The organism is Burkholderia sp. SIMBA_062, assembly GCF_046534765.1.
In the GTDB taxonomy this organism is placed as follows: Bacteria; Pseudomonadota; Gammaproteobacteria; order Burkholderiales; family Burkholderiaceae; genus Burkholderia; species Burkholderia ambifaria.
Genome location: NZ_JAWRYD010000015.1, coordinates 35,646 through 50,896 on the forward strand (window position 1 = coordinate 35,646; position 15,251 = coordinate 50,896).

At 70.7% G+C, this 15,251-nt stretch carries 15 protein-coding genes; 10 read left to right on the forward strand and 5 right to left on the reverse strand.

The window, feature by feature from the left end; all coding sequences use genetic code 11:
- Position 1 precedes the first annotated feature (1 nt).
- From SB786_RS18015 to SB786_RS18050, 8 genes are read left to right on the forward strand one after another with little or no spacing between them, the layout of a single operon-like run.
- Complete coding sequence (locus tag SB786_RS18015) at positions 2 to 382, forward strand: CpaD family pilus assembly lipoprotein (RefSeq protein WP_410728614.1); 381 nt, start codon at positions 2 to 4, stop codon at positions 380 to 382.
- Between the two features lie 21 nt (positions 383 to 403).
- Positions 404 to 1,627: a CpaE family protein gene (locus SB786_RS18020; protein ID WP_410728615.1), complete on the forward strand. Its 1,224-nt coding sequence runs from the start codon at positions 404 to 406 to the stop codon at positions 1,625 to 1,627.
- A complete protein-coding gene (locus SB786_RS18025) occupies positions 1,624 to 3,048 on the forward strand; it encodes a CpaF family protein (RefSeq protein ID WP_410728616.1) in 1,425 nt (474 codons plus the stop codon). Before SB786_RS18020 ends, SB786_RS18025 begins: the two co-directional genes overlap by 4 nt.
- Positions 3,045 to 4,022, forward strand: coding sequence for a type II secretion system F family protein (locus SB786_RS18030; protein ID WP_410728617.1), 978 nt, complete (start codon positions 3,045 to 3,047; stop codon positions 4,020 to 4,022). The genes SB786_RS18025 and SB786_RS18030 overlap by 4 nt, the downstream gene beginning before the upstream one ends.
- The gene (locus tag SB786_RS18035; RefSeq protein ID WP_410728618.1) at positions 4,019 to 4,963 is read left to right on the forward strand and encodes a type II secretion system F family protein; all 945 of its coding nucleotides are present in this window, start codon (positions 4,019 to 4,021) and stop codon (positions 4,961 to 4,963) included. The genes SB786_RS18030 and SB786_RS18035 overlap by 4 nt, the downstream gene beginning before the upstream one ends.
- On the forward strand, positions 4,960 to 5,817 hold the full coding sequence (locus tag SB786_RS18040; protein ID WP_410728619.1) for a tetratricopeptide repeat protein: 858 nt from the start codon (positions 4,960 to 4,962) through the stop codon (positions 5,815 to 5,817). Before SB786_RS18035 ends, SB786_RS18040 begins: the two co-directional genes overlap by 4 nt.
- Positions 5,814 to 6,242 carry a TadE/TadG family type IV pilus assembly protein gene (locus SB786_RS18045; RefSeq protein WP_410728620.1) on the forward strand — a complete coding sequence of 143 codons (429 nt, stop codon included), beginning with the start codon at positions 5,814 to 5,816 and terminating at the stop codon, positions 6,240 to 6,242. Before SB786_RS18040 ends, SB786_RS18045 begins: the two co-directional genes overlap by 4 nt.
- Positions 6,235 to 7,275, forward strand: coding sequence for a TadG family pilus assembly protein (locus SB786_RS18050; RefSeq protein ID WP_410728621.1), 1,041 nt, complete (start codon positions 6,235 to 6,237; stop codon positions 7,273 to 7,275). The genes SB786_RS18045 and SB786_RS18050 overlap by 8 nt, the downstream gene beginning before the upstream one ends.
- Here SB786_RS18050 and SB786_RS18055 read toward each other — a convergent pair.
- Positions 7,239 to 8,501, reverse strand: a complete 1,263-nt coding sequence (locus SB786_RS18055) for a glycosyltransferase family 87 protein (protein WP_410728622.1) — start codon at positions 8,499 to 8,501, stop codon at positions 7,239 to 7,241. The genes SB786_RS18050 and SB786_RS18055 overlap by 37 nt on opposite strands.
- Positions 8,502 to 8,516: 15 nt before the next feature.
- Positions 8,517 to 9,593, reverse strand: a complete 1,077-nt coding sequence (locus SB786_RS18060) for a glycosyltransferase family 2 protein (protein WP_410728623.1) — start codon at positions 9,591 to 9,593, stop codon at positions 8,517 to 8,519.
- A 279-nt stretch (positions 9,594 to 9,872) separates the two neighbouring features.
- Between SB786_RS18060 and SB786_RS18065 the strand changes: the two genes are divergently transcribed.
- Entirely contained in the window at positions 9,873 to 10,247 is a 375-nt protein-coding gene (locus tag SB786_RS18065) for a phage protein NinX family protein (RefSeq protein WP_410728624.1), read from the forward strand.
- A gap of 16 nt (positions 10,248 to 10,263) precedes the next feature.
- Here the strand turns inward: SB786_RS18065 and SB786_RS18070 are convergent, their stop codons facing one another.
- Positions 10,264 to 11,253, reverse strand: coding sequence for an ABC transporter substrate-binding protein (locus SB786_RS18070; RefSeq protein WP_410728625.1), 990 nt, complete (start codon positions 11,251 to 11,253; stop codon positions 10,264 to 10,266).
- A 140-nt stretch (positions 11,254 to 11,393) separates the two neighbouring features.
- A complete protein-coding gene (locus SB786_RS18075; protein WP_410728626.1) occupies positions 11,394 to 12,272 on the reverse strand; it encodes a LysR substrate-binding domain-containing protein in 879 nt (292 codons plus the stop codon).
- A gap of 100 nt (positions 12,273 to 12,372) precedes the next feature.
- On the opposite strand from SB786_RS18075, the gene SB786_RS18080 reads away from it, so the two are divergent.
- Complete coding sequence (locus SB786_RS18080; RefSeq protein WP_410728627.1) at positions 12,373 to 13,929, forward strand: MFS transporter; 1,557 nt, start codon at positions 12,373 to 12,375, stop codon at positions 13,927 to 13,929.
- 136 nt (positions 13,930 to 14,065) lie between these two features.
- On the opposite strand, the gene SB786_RS18085 is transcribed toward SB786_RS18080, so the two are convergent.
- Positions 14,066 to 15,232, reverse strand: coding sequence for a LysR family transcriptional regulator (locus SB786_RS18085; RefSeq protein ID WP_410728628.1), 1,167 nt, complete (start codon positions 15,230 to 15,232; stop codon positions 14,066 to 14,068).
- Between the last annotated feature and the right edge of the window lie 19 nt (positions 15,233 to 15,251).

Genomic DNA, 15,251 nt, shown 5'->3' on the forward strand with positions numbered 1-15,251 from the left:
CATGCGGGTTCGAACCATCGTCTTCGCTCTGCTGGCGCCGGCGCTTGCGGGCTGCCTGTCGGCGCCGCCGCCGATCAACCTGCCGGACGCACGCGCGATCGGCTTCGACGGCGTGCGCGCGGTGCCGCCCGACTGCGCGACGCTGATGCAGCCGTCGCATCTCGTCGACGCGGGGTTCGGGCGGCCCGGCGTGCCGTTCGGCTGCGCGACCTACACGAATCTCGCGACGATGCTCGCGCGACCGGAAGATCTCGTCGCGCCCGTGCCGTACGGCGGCGCGGACGCGCAAGTCGCGGCCGACGCGGTGCGCCGCTACGTCGAGGATCGCGTGAAGCAGCCGACCCCCGGCAAGACGCTGACGACCGGCTCGCCCGGCCATTGACCCGCACACGAGGCCATCGCGATGCCGCCCATGAACGTCCTCGACCGCCAGAACGCCAAGCGTGCCGCCGCCGCCGGAGCGGCCGATCTCATCGCGGTCGTGTCGGACGCGGGCAGCGAAGACGTGATTCGCCGCGTCGCGCAGGATCTGTCGATCACGCGCGCCCACGTGCAGCCGGGCAACTGCGACGACGCGATCCGCCTGCTGCAGCAGCATGAGCGTTCGCCGCGCCAGCTGATCGTCGACGTGTCGGATTCGGTGCTGCCGGTGTCCGACCTGATGCGGCTCGCCGAGATGTGCGATCCGTCCGTGCGGGTCATCGCGATCGGCACGCAGAACGACGTCGGGCTGTTCCGCAACTTGCTTGGCATCGGCGTGCAGGACTACATCGTGAAGCCGCTGACCGTCGAGTTGATGCGGCGCGCGCTGACCGCGACGGAATCGATCGTGCACGCGCGTACCGGCAAGATCGTCAGCTTCGTCGGCGCGCGCGGCGGCGTGGGCGCCACGACGGTCGCGGTGAGTCTCGCGCGCTGCCTGGCGGGCGAGAAGCGCCGCCGTGTCGCGTATGCCGACCTGAACCTTCATGGCGGCGGCGCGAACTCGATGCTCGGGCTGTCGAGCAACAACGGGCTGATCGAATTGCTGAACATGGAGCAGCGCCCCGACGACGCGTTGTTCGACCGCATGTTCGTCACGAAGGGCGACCGCCTGCACGTGCTGTCGGCCGAACTGGCGTACGGCGAAGACGCGCCGCTGCGCGACGCTGCGGTCGCGCAGCTCGTCGACATGCTGAAGGACCGCTTCCATTACGTGCTGTTCGACGTGGGCAACCGCGCCGGCAAACTGTTCGAGGACGCACTGGCGGCGTCCGATCTCGTCTATATCGTCGCCGACCGCTCGGTGCACGCCGCGTACGAAGCCGCGCGGCTTGCGCGCTTCGTGAAGGAGTTGCCCGGCGAGCGGCTGCTGTCGATGGTGCTGAACAATCCGCTGGAACCGGTCAAGGGGCGCGTCGCGCAGACCGATTTCGAGGACGCGTTCGGCGGCGTGAAGCTGCGCGAGCTGCCGCACGAGCCGCAGCCGCTCGCGGTCGCCGAGAATCTCGGCGAGCCGATCGAAGGCGCGAAGCGTCATGGTTTCCTGGACGAGATCCGGCGGCTCGCGAACGGCATCACCGGTGAATCGATGGCCGTCGCCGAGCCGTGGTATGCGCGCTTCGTCAAGTGGAGGAAAGGATCGTGACGTTCGGTACCCGCAAACGGTCGAGGCCGGAGCCTGCGCCGGCCGTATCCCCGGCCGCGCCGCGCGACGACGAGCCCGCGCCCGCGCCGGCGCCGGGGCCGATCGCGAGCCACACGCCGCCGCCCGTGCGCGGTGCGGCGGCGGCCGACACGCAGGAGGCGCTGATCCGCTCCGGCAAGTTCGATGCGATTCGCACCGCGGTGTTCTCGTCGATGAACATGTCGGCGGCATTGATGAAGACGCGCGACGAAGTGCGGGCGGGCATCGAGCAGGTGGCCGCGCACACCGTCGAGCGCGAGCGCCTGAAGATCACGGCGGGCGAGCAGGTGCTGATCGTCGACGCGATCCTGAACGACATGTTCGGCGTCGGGCCGATCGAGCCGCTGCTCGCCGACGACACCGTGTCCGACATCCTCGTGAACGGCCCCGACCAGGTGTACGTCGAGCGCGCGGGGCGGCTCGAACTCACGCCACTGAAGTTTCGCGACAACGCGCACGTGACGAGCGTCGCGCAGCGGATCGCGGCGGCGGTCGGGCGCCGTGTCGACGAGAGCAGCCCGATGGTAGACGCGCGTCTTGCCGATGGCAGCCGCGTGAACGTGGTGCTGCCGCCGATCGCGATGCGCGGCGCGTCGATCTCGATCCGCAAGTTCGCGAAGCGCGACATCACGCTCGCGCGGATGGCGCATCAGGGCAACATCTCGCACGGGATGCTGCAGGTGCTGAAGATCGCCTGCGCATGCCGGCTGAACATCGTGATCTCGGGCGGTACCGGTTCGGGCAAGACGACGCTGTTGAACGCGCTGTCGCAACACATCGAGGAGCACGAGCGGATCGTGACGATCGAGGATGCGGCCGAGCTGCAACTGCTGCAGCCGCATGTCGTCAGTCTCGAGACGCGGCCGGAGAATACCGAAGGGCTCGGCGGGATCTCGCAGCGCGACCTCGTGCGCAACGCGCTGCGGATGCGGCCCGATCGCATCATCCTCGGCGAAATCCGCGGCGCGGAGGCATTCGACGTGCTGCAGGCGATGAACACGGGCCACGACGGCTCGATGACGACGATCCATGCGAACACGCCGCGCGACGCGATCAGCCGGCTCGAAAGCATGGTCATGATGGCGAACGCGAACCTGCAGCTGCTGTCGATCCGGCGCCAGATCGCGAGCGCCGTGCACCTGTTCGTGCAGGTCGAGCGGATGCGCGACGGCGTGCGCCGCGTGACCCGGATCACCGAGATCGTCGGGATGGAAGGCGAGGTCGTGATCACACAGGACCTGTTCGCGTTCCGCCAGGAAAGCGACACGACGCGCGATGTGGTGAAGGGGGTGTTCGAGGCGTCGTCGCTGCGTCCCGCGTTCGCCGCGCGTGCCGCGTACTACGGCGTGGAGGACACGCTCTCCGAGGTATTCCGGCAATGAGGCCCGCCGACCTGTTCGCGCTCGGCGCGTTCGTCGTGATCCTCGTGATCGGCCTCATGCTGTCCGCACTGCTCGATCGCGCGCGGCAGGCGCCGGAGCAGCGCATTCGCGAGCGGATGCGGCGCCTCGCGCCGTCGCTGGCGGGCCGCGAGGCCGGTGCGGCCGCCGCGCCCGGCGTCGCGCTGTTCAACCTGCCGCGCCGGCAGGGCCGCGTGCGTGCGTGGCTGCAGCGCTACGTGACGCGCGTGCGCGCGGTCGGCGGCGAGCGCGGGATGCGGATCGTCGTCGCGAGCGCGATCGTCGGCGCGATCGCGGCGATCGTCGCGATGAGGCTCGTCGCGCTGCCGGGCGTCCTGCATCCGGTGATCTACGTCGGGTTGCCGCTGCTTGCGATGCGCGCCAGCTATCGCGCGCTGGTCGAGCGCTTCCGGCTGCGCTTTCTCGAAGCGTTCCCGGACGCGATCGACCTGATCGTGCGCGCGGTGCGCGCGGGCATCCCGGTCACGCAGGCGATCAGCACGGTCGGCGACAGCGCGGCGGAGCCGGTGCGCTCGACCTTCCGCACGATGGGCGACAGCCTGCGCGTGGGTGTGGATCTGAAGGACGTGCTGACGCAGGCGTCGGACCGGCTGATGATCGCGGACTTCTCGTTCTTCACCGTCTACCTCCTGCTGCAGCGCGAGACCGGCGGCAGCCTCGGCGAAACGCTCGACGAGTTGTCGAGCATCATCCGCACGCGCCGCGACATCCGCCTGAAGACGCGCGCGTTGACCGCCGAAGGGCGGATCACGACGAAGATCATCTCGGCCGTGCCGTTCGCGATGATCGGCGCGCTGTTCCTCGTGAACCGCTCTTACGTGATGCTGCTGTTCGATACGCACGCCGGACACGTGATGCTGACGATCGCCGCCGTGCTGCTGACGATCGGACTGCTGACGATCAACAAGATCTCGAAACTGGATACCGCGCGATGACGATGTCGATGCTGGCCGCCCGTGGCCTTGAACTGCTGCTGTTGCTCGCGTGCGTCGCCGCGGCGCTCGCGACGCCCGGCGGCGGCACGCGCCGGCGCATCGCCGCGCGCGTGCAGCAGGCGGCCGGACAGCGCTCGCTGTCGCTGGCGGCGGGGCGGCTGCAGCCGGGCGAGGTGCGTCAGGACCTGACGCGGCGGCTCGCGCAGCTCGGCGAGCGGCTACCCGTGCTCGACCCGATGCAGCGTGTGAAGCTCGGGCTGCAGCTCACGCGCGCCGGTTTTCGCGAGCGCCGCGCGGTGTCGACGATGATCGGCATCAAGCTGAGCTGCGGCGTGCTGTTCGCGGGCCTCGCGATGGTGTTCAGCCCGTACATTCCGCGTCTCGGCGAATTCTTCGTGATCCGTGCGGTAGCGATGGTCGGCGCGTTCGTGATCGGCGTGATCGTGCCCGAGTACGTGCTCGGCGCGGTGATCCGGCGGCGCCGGCGCATCATCGCCGCGTGCTTTCCGGATGCGCTCGACCTGCTCGTGATCTGCACGATGGCCGGCAACAGTCTCGCATCGGGCGTGCGGCGCGTCGCCCGCGAGCTCGAGCGCATCTGCCCGCCGCTCGCCGACGAGCTGACGGTGTGCGCGGACGAGCTGACGCTGAGCGGCAACGTCTCCGAGGCGCTCGCGCATTTCGCACTGCGCGTCAATTTTTCGTCGGCGCGCTCGCTGGCCACGACGCTCACGCAATCGCAGCGATTCGGCACGCCGATCACGCAGGCGCTGCGGACCCTGTCGCGCAGCGAGCGCACCGAGCAGGTCGTCGCGCTCGAGGAGAAGGCCGCGAAGCTCGCGCCGAAGATCACGGTGCCGATGATGCTGTTCATCCTGCCGACGGTCGGCCTGATCGCGGCGGGCCCGGCGGCGATCCGCCTGATCGAGGTATTCAAATGACACGATCCGTCATCCGCACGCTGGCGTCCGCGGCCGTGCTGTCGGTGCTGGCCGGCGGCTGCGCGCCGGGCATCCAGACGAGACCGGCGCTGTCGCACAAGAGCGACGACCCGCAGGCCGAATTGCGCATTGCCGACAGCGCGCTTGCCGGCGGCAACGTCGAACTCGCGTCGACGCTGTACGGGAAGGTGCTCGCGCGGCATCCCGATTCGCTCGCGGCGCAGCTGGGGCTCGGCGACGTGAACTACCGGGCCGGCGATCTGGAGCGCGCGCGGATTCTCTATGAGCAGGCGCGGCAACAGGCGCCGGCGGATCTCGGGCCGCAGCTCGGGCTCGCGCGCGTCGCGTTGCGGCAGCGCCGGCTCGACGAGGCCGCGCAGCGCTACCGCGACCTGCTGGCCGCGCAGCCGAACCTGCCGCTCGCGGCGCAAGGGCTCGGCACGGTGCTCGACCTGCAGGGGCGACACGCCGACGCGCAAGCCGTGTATCGCGACGCGCTGAGCGCGCATCCGGACGCGCAAGGGCTGCGCGTCGACCTCGGGCTGTCGCTCGTGCTGAGCAACCGGCCGCGCGAAGGCGTGAACGTGCTGCTCGACGTGGCCGGCTTGCCCGACGCGCCATGGCAGGCGCGCCAGAACCTCGCGTTCGCGTACGGGGTGCTCGGCAACACCGATTCGGCGAAGAAGCTGCTGTCCGCCGACCTGCCTGCGTCGGCGGTGGCCGACAACCTGCGCTTCTACCAGGCGGTGCGCGCGCAGCTCGCAGCGCGCCCGGCTGCTGCCGCCGCGCGGCCGTTGACGGGCGCGGCGCTCGAGCCGCACGTCGTGCCAAGTGCCGCGGGGGCCGCAAAATGACACGCGGGGCGATGGGCGCGCGCCACGCGCGCGGCGTCGTATCCCTCGAATTCGCGCTGATGCTGCCGTTCCTGTTGATGGTGCTGATCGGCATCATCGACGTGAGCCTGCTGCTGTGCGACAAGGCCGTCATCACGAACGCGAGCCGGGAAGCCGCGCGGGCCGGCGTCGTGCTGCGCGTGCCGATGCTGACCACGACGCAGATCGCCAACGTCGCGTTGAGCTACACGCAGAACAGCCTGGTCAGCGGCGGCAGCGCGACGGCCCCGACCGTGGCCGTGACGCAGGCGAACGGCACGACCGCGGGCACCGCGCTGACGGTGACGGTGACCTACACGTATTCCGGGCTGGTGCTGGGTACGGCATTGAGCGTGCTGACCGGCCCGTTGACGATCTCGGCCAGCTCGGTGATGCTCTATGAATGACGCCGCCGGCACGCGATGCACCGGCCGCGCCTCAGAGCGAGGCTCCGTCGCGCTGTTCTTCGTGATGTTCCTGATTCCGCTGCTGTCGTTCGGCGCGCTGGCGATCGACATCGCCTGGGTCGCCACCGTGCGCAACCAGCTTCAGAACGCCGCCGACGCGGCCGCGCTCGCTGCGGCCGATGCGATGATGTCGTCGACCGGCGGCGCGCTGAACTGGTCACAGGCCGCGCCGGCGGCGAACGGCGTGATCGCGCAGAATTCGGCGGCGGGCGCGGCACTGTCGACGGGCACGGTGACGACCGGCTACTGGAACGTGACGCGCACCCCGGCGTCGATGCAGCCGACCACCATCACGCCCGGCGCGTACGACGTGCCGGCGGTGCAGGTGACGGTGTCGCGCGCGCCGGGCATCAACGGCGGCTCGATTCCGTTGTTGCTCGGCGGGCTGCTGGGCGTGCCCGGCACGTCCGGCAGCGCAACCGCGATCGCGGTGCTGGCCGCGCCCGGCGGAGTGGCGGCGGGCGGCCTGTTTCCGGTCGCGATCGATCAGTGCGTGTACAACCAGTACTGGAATGCGGCGACCAACCAGCCGCTGATCAATCCGCTGACGGGCCAGCCGTACGAGTTCTCGATCACCAACGGCCAGACCTATGGCGCGCTGTGCATGGGCGGTCAGTGGACGTCGTTCCAGTCGACCGCGACCGACACGACGACGATGGGCGGGCTGATGGTGACCGGCAACCCGACGACGCTCAATATCGGCGACACCATCAATCTCGCCACCGGCGTGAAGGCGACGCTCTACACGTCGGTGCCGGTCGGTGCGACGGTCGTGCTGCCGGTCGTCACGCAGACGTCGAGCAGCACCACCGTGCCGATCGTCGCGTTCGCCGCGTTCCACATCGACGTGTCGCTCGGCGGCACGTACAAGTACATCCAGGGGCACTTCGTTGCCGGCGTGAAGATGACGGGTGTCGCGACGGGCGTCGGGCCGTACTACGGCGTGTACGTGCCGCCGCGGCTCGCGTTGTGAGCGTCGTGCCGCGCGCGCCGCAGCAGCACGAGCAGCGCGAAGAGGGTCACGGCCGGGCCGATCTGCGGCCACTGCAGCCACGGGTTCAGGTATTCGACGATCGGCAGCGCCCACATCAGCGCGATCGCGGTCTGCTCGCCACGCATCCAGCCGTCGCGCCAGCCGATCGCCAGCATGCACGCGATCGCGACGGCGAGCCACGCGAGTTCGTAGTGCCACACGTACGGGTTGGCCGCGAGCGTCGCGACCGTCAGCACGGCCGCGCGCACGCGGGTATCGTGTGACCGCGCCCACGCGATGCAGGCGGCCGCGATCGCGATCGCGGCGATACACGCGTGGGCGGCATAAGCGGCGCCGAGCGGCACGCCCGCGAGGCGGAACGCCGCGAACGGCGTCGGCGACGCGAGCCAGAACACGACCCCATGTTCGAGGACGATCGAGCGCGCGAGCCCGGTGCTGGCGACGAACAGGCGCAGCGACTCGACCCCGCAGACCAGGACGCTCAGCGCGACGAACGTTCCCGTGGCGAGCGCGGCCCATGCGATCGTGCGCCACGCGCGCGCCGCGACCAGCACGAACGGGAACAGCAACGCCATCTGCGGCTTGACCGACAGCAGGCCGATGCAGAGGCCGGCCCACATCGGCCGCCGAGCGGCCCAATGGACGGCCAGCGCCGCGCAGGATGCGGTCAGGAACGCGTTCTGCCCGAGCGTCGCGGTGACGAACACGCACGGTGCGGCGGCCAGTGCGAGCGTAGCGGCGCGCCCGGCGCCGGCCATCGTTCGGAGGCCGGATACGCGCGACGCCGCGAGGCCGAGCACGACGACGCCGACCGCGACGAACAGCGGATACCCGAGCGCAAAGGGCAGCAGCGCGAGCGGCGTCACGAGCAGCAGATAGGTGGGCGGGTACAGCCACGGCGCGAAGCTGTCGCGACGAAAGTGGGTGAACAGCTCGGCCGTCAGCCGCGAGAACGACGAGAAATCGTACGCCTGCGACGGCGAACCGTGCAGCATCACGTACGAGGCGGACCAGAACACCGAGAAGTCGGCGCCGGGGCGCGACCCGGCGTCGCCATGCGCGTGCTGAACGACGCTCGTCCAGATCGCGATGAACAGCGCGTAGAACACCAGCATCAGCGCGCTGTACAGGACGAGGCGCCGCGGGGTGAGCCACTCGCCGACCGGGCGCTGCGCCGAGCGCATCGATTGGCTGGAAATGTCCAATTGCCGCGGCCCGGCTTACTTGAACGACGCCTTGCGGGCGGCAAGGCCGGCGGCGGCCGGGTTCGTCGTCCGGCGGCGGGCCGCGTGCGTGCGCTTGAGCGGGAACTGCAGCAGCTTCGATGCGGGCTGCGCGGCGGCATCCCGCTCGGCCCGGTAGCGCCGCCTGACGAGATAGACGGGACGCTGCTTGGACTCGTGATAGATCCGGCCGAGGTATTCGCCGATCACGCCGATGCCGATCAGCTGGATGCCGCCGACGAACAGCACGACCGAAATCAGCGACGGGTAGCCGTGCACCGGATTGCCGAACAACAGCGTTCGTACGACGATGAACGCGCCGTACACGAGCGACAGCATCGCGAACGTGAGGCCGACGTAGGTCCACACGCGCAGCGGCACCGTGCTGAAGCTCGTGATGCCCTCGAGCGCGAAATTCCAGCGCCGCCATCCGGAGAACTTCGAGCGGCCGCCGCTGCGCGGCGCCCGCGTGTATTCGACGATCGCGGTGCGAAAGCCGACCCACGCGAACAGCCCCTTCATGAACCGTCGCCGCTCCGGCAGCGCGCGCAGCGCGTCGACCACCTCGCGATCCATCAGGCGGAAATCGCCGACGTTTTCCGGCATTTCCACCTCGGACAGCGCGTTGTGCACGCGATAGTAGAGCGCCGCCGCCGCGCGCTGCAGGTAGGGATCGCACATCCGGTCGGTGCGTTTCGCGGCGACGACCTCGGCGCCGCCGCGCCAGTGTTCGATCATCGCGGGAATCAGCGCCGGAGGGTCCTGCAGGTCGGCGTCGATCAGGATCACCGCGGCGCCGGCCGCCTCGTCGAGGCCCGCGGTGAGCGCCGCTTCCTTGCCGAAGCGGCGCGTGAGATCCACGACGTGCACGCGCGCGTCGCCGGCGGCGATCGCGAGCAGCCGGTCGAGCGTGCGATCGCGGCTGCCGTCGTTGATGCAGACGATCTCGAAGCGGACCGCGGCGACCGACTCGAGAATGGGCAGCGTTTCGGCAAAGAACGCGTCGATCGTTTCCTCTTCGTCATGAAACGGCACGACGAGCGAGATCAGCGGCTTCCTGGCTTGCGTGGACATGCTGTGGACCCCCGAGCGATCCGGCCTGCGCTGCACCGTGTGGTTCCGGTTGTTGTCTGCCGAACGGGCGTGGCCCGGTTCGGCGCGAAGTCGGTTCCGGCCTGCTTGTCCACCGCGGACCGGACGTAGGTGTTGTGTCCATTGTATGCAGGGAATCGCCGATTCGTAACACGTATCGGCGGATTTGCACGGCCTGCCGGGGAAACACCAGTCGGCGGCTGGCGGCGGACCGTGCGCGACGGCGCTAGGATGGCGTTTTCAATGCCGAAGGAGCGCGCGGTGCAAGTTCACGATCTGACAGGTGCGCCGCTCGATTTCTGGGTGGCGATGGCGGAAGACCTCGGCGCGCCGCGCGTCGACGCCGACGGCTGCACGGTCATTCGCGAGCCGGGCGGCACGCCGGTGCGATACGCGCCGTCGTCTTCATGGTTGGACGGCGGCCCGCTCATCGAGCGTTTGCCGTTCGGCGCGTTCGAACGCGACGGCGGGCGCGGCGCGTGGCGCGCGGTGCTGCATCGGGCTGTGCCGGCGGCGGGCGAGCGCTGCACGTTCAACCAGTCGGGGTCGACGCTGCTGGTCGCCGCGATGCGCACGCTGGTCGCGTCGACGTTCGGCGACGACGTGCCCGATCTCGACATGTTGAAGCCGCGCTGAGTGTGCGCGCAACCGGTTACGTGGCCGACAGGTTGCGCACCGCGATCGAGGCGACGTCGACGCGCTTCGGCAGGATCGCGTCCGCGGCCGCGCGGTCGGCGACGCGTTGCAGCACGTCGATGTCCGCGCCGGTGACGCCGCGCTGTGCGAGCGCCGCCCGGCGGGCGATATCGGCGGCCGCATCGCGCGGCAGGCGCGTGAGCGACGCATAGACGGTCGCGTAGTCGGCCGGATGCGCGAGCGCCCACTGGCCGGCACGGGTGAGCCGCCCGAGCACGTCCGACAGCGCCGCGCGCTTCGATCGATCGTCGAGCGTGTCGACTGGCGACGTGAGGAACGCAAGCCCCGAATTGATCCCGCTGCCGTCGCGCACGATGCGCGCGCCGCGCCGCACCACGTTGCCGTAGTAAGGATCGAAGGTCGCCCAGATGCCGATCTGCTTCGCCTCGAACGCGGCGAATGCGTCGACCGGCAGCACGAAGCGCACGTCGACGTCGCCCGGTGCGAGGCCGTGTTCGCGCAGCGCGCCGTACAACTGGTATTGCGAGATGCTGCCGCGCGCCGACGACACGACGACGGTGCGCCCCTTCAGGTCGGCGACCGTGCGCACCGGCGAATCGGGCTGCACGACGATGCCGAGCGACGTGGGCGAGCCCACGCGCGTCGCGACGATCCGCAGCGCCGGATCGCCGAGCGCGGCCGTCAGCACGGGCAGGTCGCCGGCCGGCGCGAGATCGATCGCGCCCGCGCGCTGCGCTTCGAACAGCGGCGCGGCGCCCTGGAAATTCGCCCAGCGAAACCGGTACGGCACGCCGTCGAGCACGCGCGCGGCCTCGGCCAGCGCACGCAGGCCGCCGGCCTGGTCGCCGAGCACCAGCGTGACGTTCGACAGGTCGGGGCCGGCCGCGCGGGCAGGCAGTGAGGCGGCGCCCGCAAGCGGTGCGGCGGCCAGGGCGGCCACACGCAGCAACGCGCGGCGGCGGGCAGGGGCGGGGGGCGAAGTCATCGGCGGCGGGTCCTCGGTGATCCGCGCGCGGGCCGCGCGGCTGCCGGGCAGATTACGGAATCGGTTTCGCGCCGGCAAACATCGAATCGCGCAATGCTTATTCGTGCGAGGACGGAATGGCGGCGGCGGAAGATCAGGCGCTAGCCTGCCGCGAGGACGGTGCGCAGGAACGCGCGCACCGCTGGCGCCTTCTCGAAGCGCCGGTGCGCGAGCGCGAGTTCGGACATGATCGGCTTGCCGGCGATCGGCCGGTACACGACGCCCGGCAACGACACGCAGCCGGCGAGCGCGTCCGGAATCACGGCGACCCAGCCGTTGACCGACACGCACGCGAGCACCGCGAGCAAGCCGCCCGGCCGCGCGGCGATCACGGGCGCGAAGCGGCCGCGGCGCGCGACTTCGAGCGTGCCGCGCTCCTGCTCGGGCACCGCGAAGCGTGCGTCGGCGAGATCGGCGGCGCGCACGGTGGGCATCGACGCGTAGCGCGAATCGGCCGGCACGGCCGCGACGAACACGTCGCGCTGCAGCGTGACGATCCGCAGCGCGCCCGGTAGCGGCAACGGCGGGCGCACGTACGCGAGATCGAGCCGGCCCATGTCGAGCTGCTTCGCGACATCGTCCATCGGCACTTCCCGCAGGTTCAGTTCGATGCGCGGATGCGCGGCGCGGAACGCGCCGACCGTGCGCTGCAGCGCGCCCGAATAGACGGCCGACGACACGTAGCCGATTTCGATACGGCCGAGTTCGCCGCGCTCGGCCAGCATCGCAAGTTCGCGGCCGCGCTGCAGATGCTCGAACGCGGCGCTCGCCTCGGCGAGAAACGCGACGCCTGCCGCCGTCAGCGTGACCGCGCGGCGCGAGCGCTGGAACAGCCGCACGCCGAGCAGCCGCTCGGCCTCCTGGATCTGCCGCGTGAGCGCGGGCGGCGCCATGTCGAGCGCGTCGGCCGCGCGGGCGAAATGCAGATGCTGCGCGACGCTCAGGAACGCGCGCACATGACGGAATTCGAGCGGATTCATGATTACAATTTTCGTCAATAAAACTGCGCGGACGTATCAATGACAGGCAATACGAGCCCAGCCTAGCATACGGCTCGTTCCTCTTGCTCCGGAGCTGTCGATGTCCCAGCCTTCCCCCGCCTCGCGCGCCGCCGCGCCCGCGAACGCCCGTCTGCCGGCCGGCGCGACGCTCGCGGTCGCGTCGGCGACGTGCTCGCTGATCGTGCTCGACACGAACGTCGTCGCCGTGTCGCTGCCGAGCATCGCGCGCGGCTTCCATGCGAGCTTCGCCGACATCGAATGGGTCGTGAGCGCCTACATGACCGCGTTCGCCGCCTGCCTGCTGCCGGCCGGCGGGCTCGCGGACCGCTTCGGGCGCAAGCGCATGCTCGGCGCGGGGCTCGCGCTCTTTTCGCTCGCGTCGCTCGGTTGCGGACTCGCGCCGTCGGCCGGCTGGCTGATCGCCGCGCGCGCGCTGAAGGGCGGCGGGGCCGCGCTGCTGCTGACGGCCGCGCTCGCGGTGATCGCGAACCGCTTTCCGGACGGGCGCGAACGGGCCCGCGCGTGGGCGACCTGGGGGATGTGCATGGGGATCGCGACCGCCGTCGCGCCGCTCGTCGGCGGCGCGATCACGCAGTGGATCGGCTGGCGCTGGGTGTTCCTGCTGAACCTGCCGGTGTGTGCGCTGCTCGCGGCCGGCGCGCGCGTCGCGATCGACGAGTCGCGCGATCCGCACGCGAAACGGGTGGACGCCGCCGGCAGCGTGCTGTTCGGCGCGGCGCTCGCGTGCGCGATCGCCGCGCTGATCGCCGCGCCGTCGCACGGCTTGCTGTCGGGCGCGACGCTCGGCCAGTTCGCGCTCGCCGCCGCGCTGCTGGCCGCGTTCATCGGCGCGGAGCGCTGGCAGGCGCGGCCGATGATCGATCTCGCACTGTTTCGCCAGCCGCGCTTCGTCGGCGCCGTGCTCGCGATGTTCGGCTATGCGGCGTGCGCGCAGGTGATGATGACGTTTCTGCCGCTGTACCTGCAGAACGCGTTCGGGATGTCGGCGATCGACGCGGGGCTCGGGATGCTGCCGTTCGCGGTCGCGATGATCGGCGGGCCGTCGCTCGGCGGCATGCTCGCCGCGCGCGTGTCGCCTGGCGGCGTGCTGGCGGGCGGGCTCGCGCTGATCGGCGCGGGCAATCTCGCGACCGCGCTGACGGCCGGCGGCGACTATCGGCTCGTCGCGCTCGGCATGTTCGTGACGGGCTGCGGCGCGGGCATCATGAACGGCGACACGCAGAAGGCGATCATGGCGTGCGTGCCGCCGAACCGCACCGGGATGGCGTCGGGCATCAGCACGACCACCCGCTTCTCGGCGATCGTGACGGCCGTCGGCGTGCTCGGCGCGGTGCTGGCCGCCAGTACGCACGCGCAACTCGACCGGCTGCTGTCCGCCGCACCGGGCGTGCGGGCATTCGTCGATGCGCCGTTCATGTCGAGCCTGCTGGCCGGTGACCTCGCACAGGCGCTCGCGCACGTGCCGCCGTCGGCCGCGCGCACGCTCGCGCAAGCGGCGCCCGCGGCGTTCGCGAGCGGCTTCGCCGCCGCGCTGACGGTGAGCGGCGTGCTCGCGCTCATCGTTGCCATCGTTGCATACAAGTTGCTTGCGCAACCGATGCCGGCTGAGTTCTAAGGACGCGAAGCGAATGTGACGTCGCGCACGATCCTGTTGTCGACGTTCGGGGCGATCGCATCGCTGTCGGTGCGGCTCGCGATCGCACCGCAAGTGCGACACCGCGCCCGGCGCGGCGCGCGCGATTCAGCGGGACTCAGTGCGATTTCGTCGCGATGCGATGGACGCGCGCTGCGCGCGAAGGCCATGGCCGCTGCGAGGTGCCGCAATGCGTCGCCTGCCGGTGGCGAGTGCGTCGCGCGGGCTCTGGCGGGTCGTCGGCCACCGGCGCAGCCGTTCGCGCGTTCGCGTTCGCGGCAACCGCCGTGACGTCCGGCAGCGCAGCCTCCGCATCGAGCCAGTTGCGCGTCGCTTCGGCGATCAGCGTGCGCAGCCAGCGCACGCCGTCGACGCACGGCCCCGAATCGTTCCACGTCATCCGGTACACGATGTCGGGCGGCTCGGCCGGCAGCGCGACCGCGCCGAGCGGCAGCAGCTTCGCGTAGTGGCGCGCGAGCCGATACGTGGTGGTCAGGATCAGGTCGGAGCGCACGAGCGCATGCGCGGCGAGCTCGAAATGAGGGAGCGTGACGACGATCCGCCGCTGCAGGCCGACGCGTTCGAGTTGCAGGTCGATCGCGCCGGACGCTTCGAGCCACGACGGCGTCGGGCACAGCTGCGCCGCCTGCGCGAATTCGGCGGCCGTCATCGCGCCGCGCCGCGCGAGCGGATGCGTCGCGCGCATCAGGCACACGACGCGATCGTCGAACAGGTCGTCCTGCCGGAACCGCGACGAACGGGCAGGGCGATTGTCGATCACGACGTCGAGCTCGCCGTCGGCGAGCGCACGTTCGTCGTCGTAGCCGTCGCCGAGCGGATGGAACACGAGCTGCGCGTTCGGCGCGCGTTCGCGGAACAGCGCGACGAGCTTCGGCACGAACAGCACGTTCAGGTAATCGGGGCAGCCGATCCGGTAGGTGCGCACGGAGGTGCGTGCGTCGAAGGTCGGCTGCTGGATGCGGATGAAGTCGATCACGCGCAGCGCATTGCGCAGCGGCTCGATCAGCCGCGCGCCGAACTCGGTCGGCACCATGCCGTAGCGGCTGCGCACCAGCAGCGGATCGCCGAGCAGCGTGCGCAGCCGCTTGAGCGCGGCGCTCGTCGCCGGCTGCGACATGTTCAGCCGCACGGCCGCGCGCGACACGGTGCGCTCGGTGAGCAGCACGAGCAGGATGCGCATCAGCCGCGCGTCCAGTACGTCGAGCGCGCCCGTGGCGTCGGATGCGTCGAGGGGCAGGCCGTTCGGCTCCGGTGCGTCCCGCATGTCGCTACGCGTGCCCGCG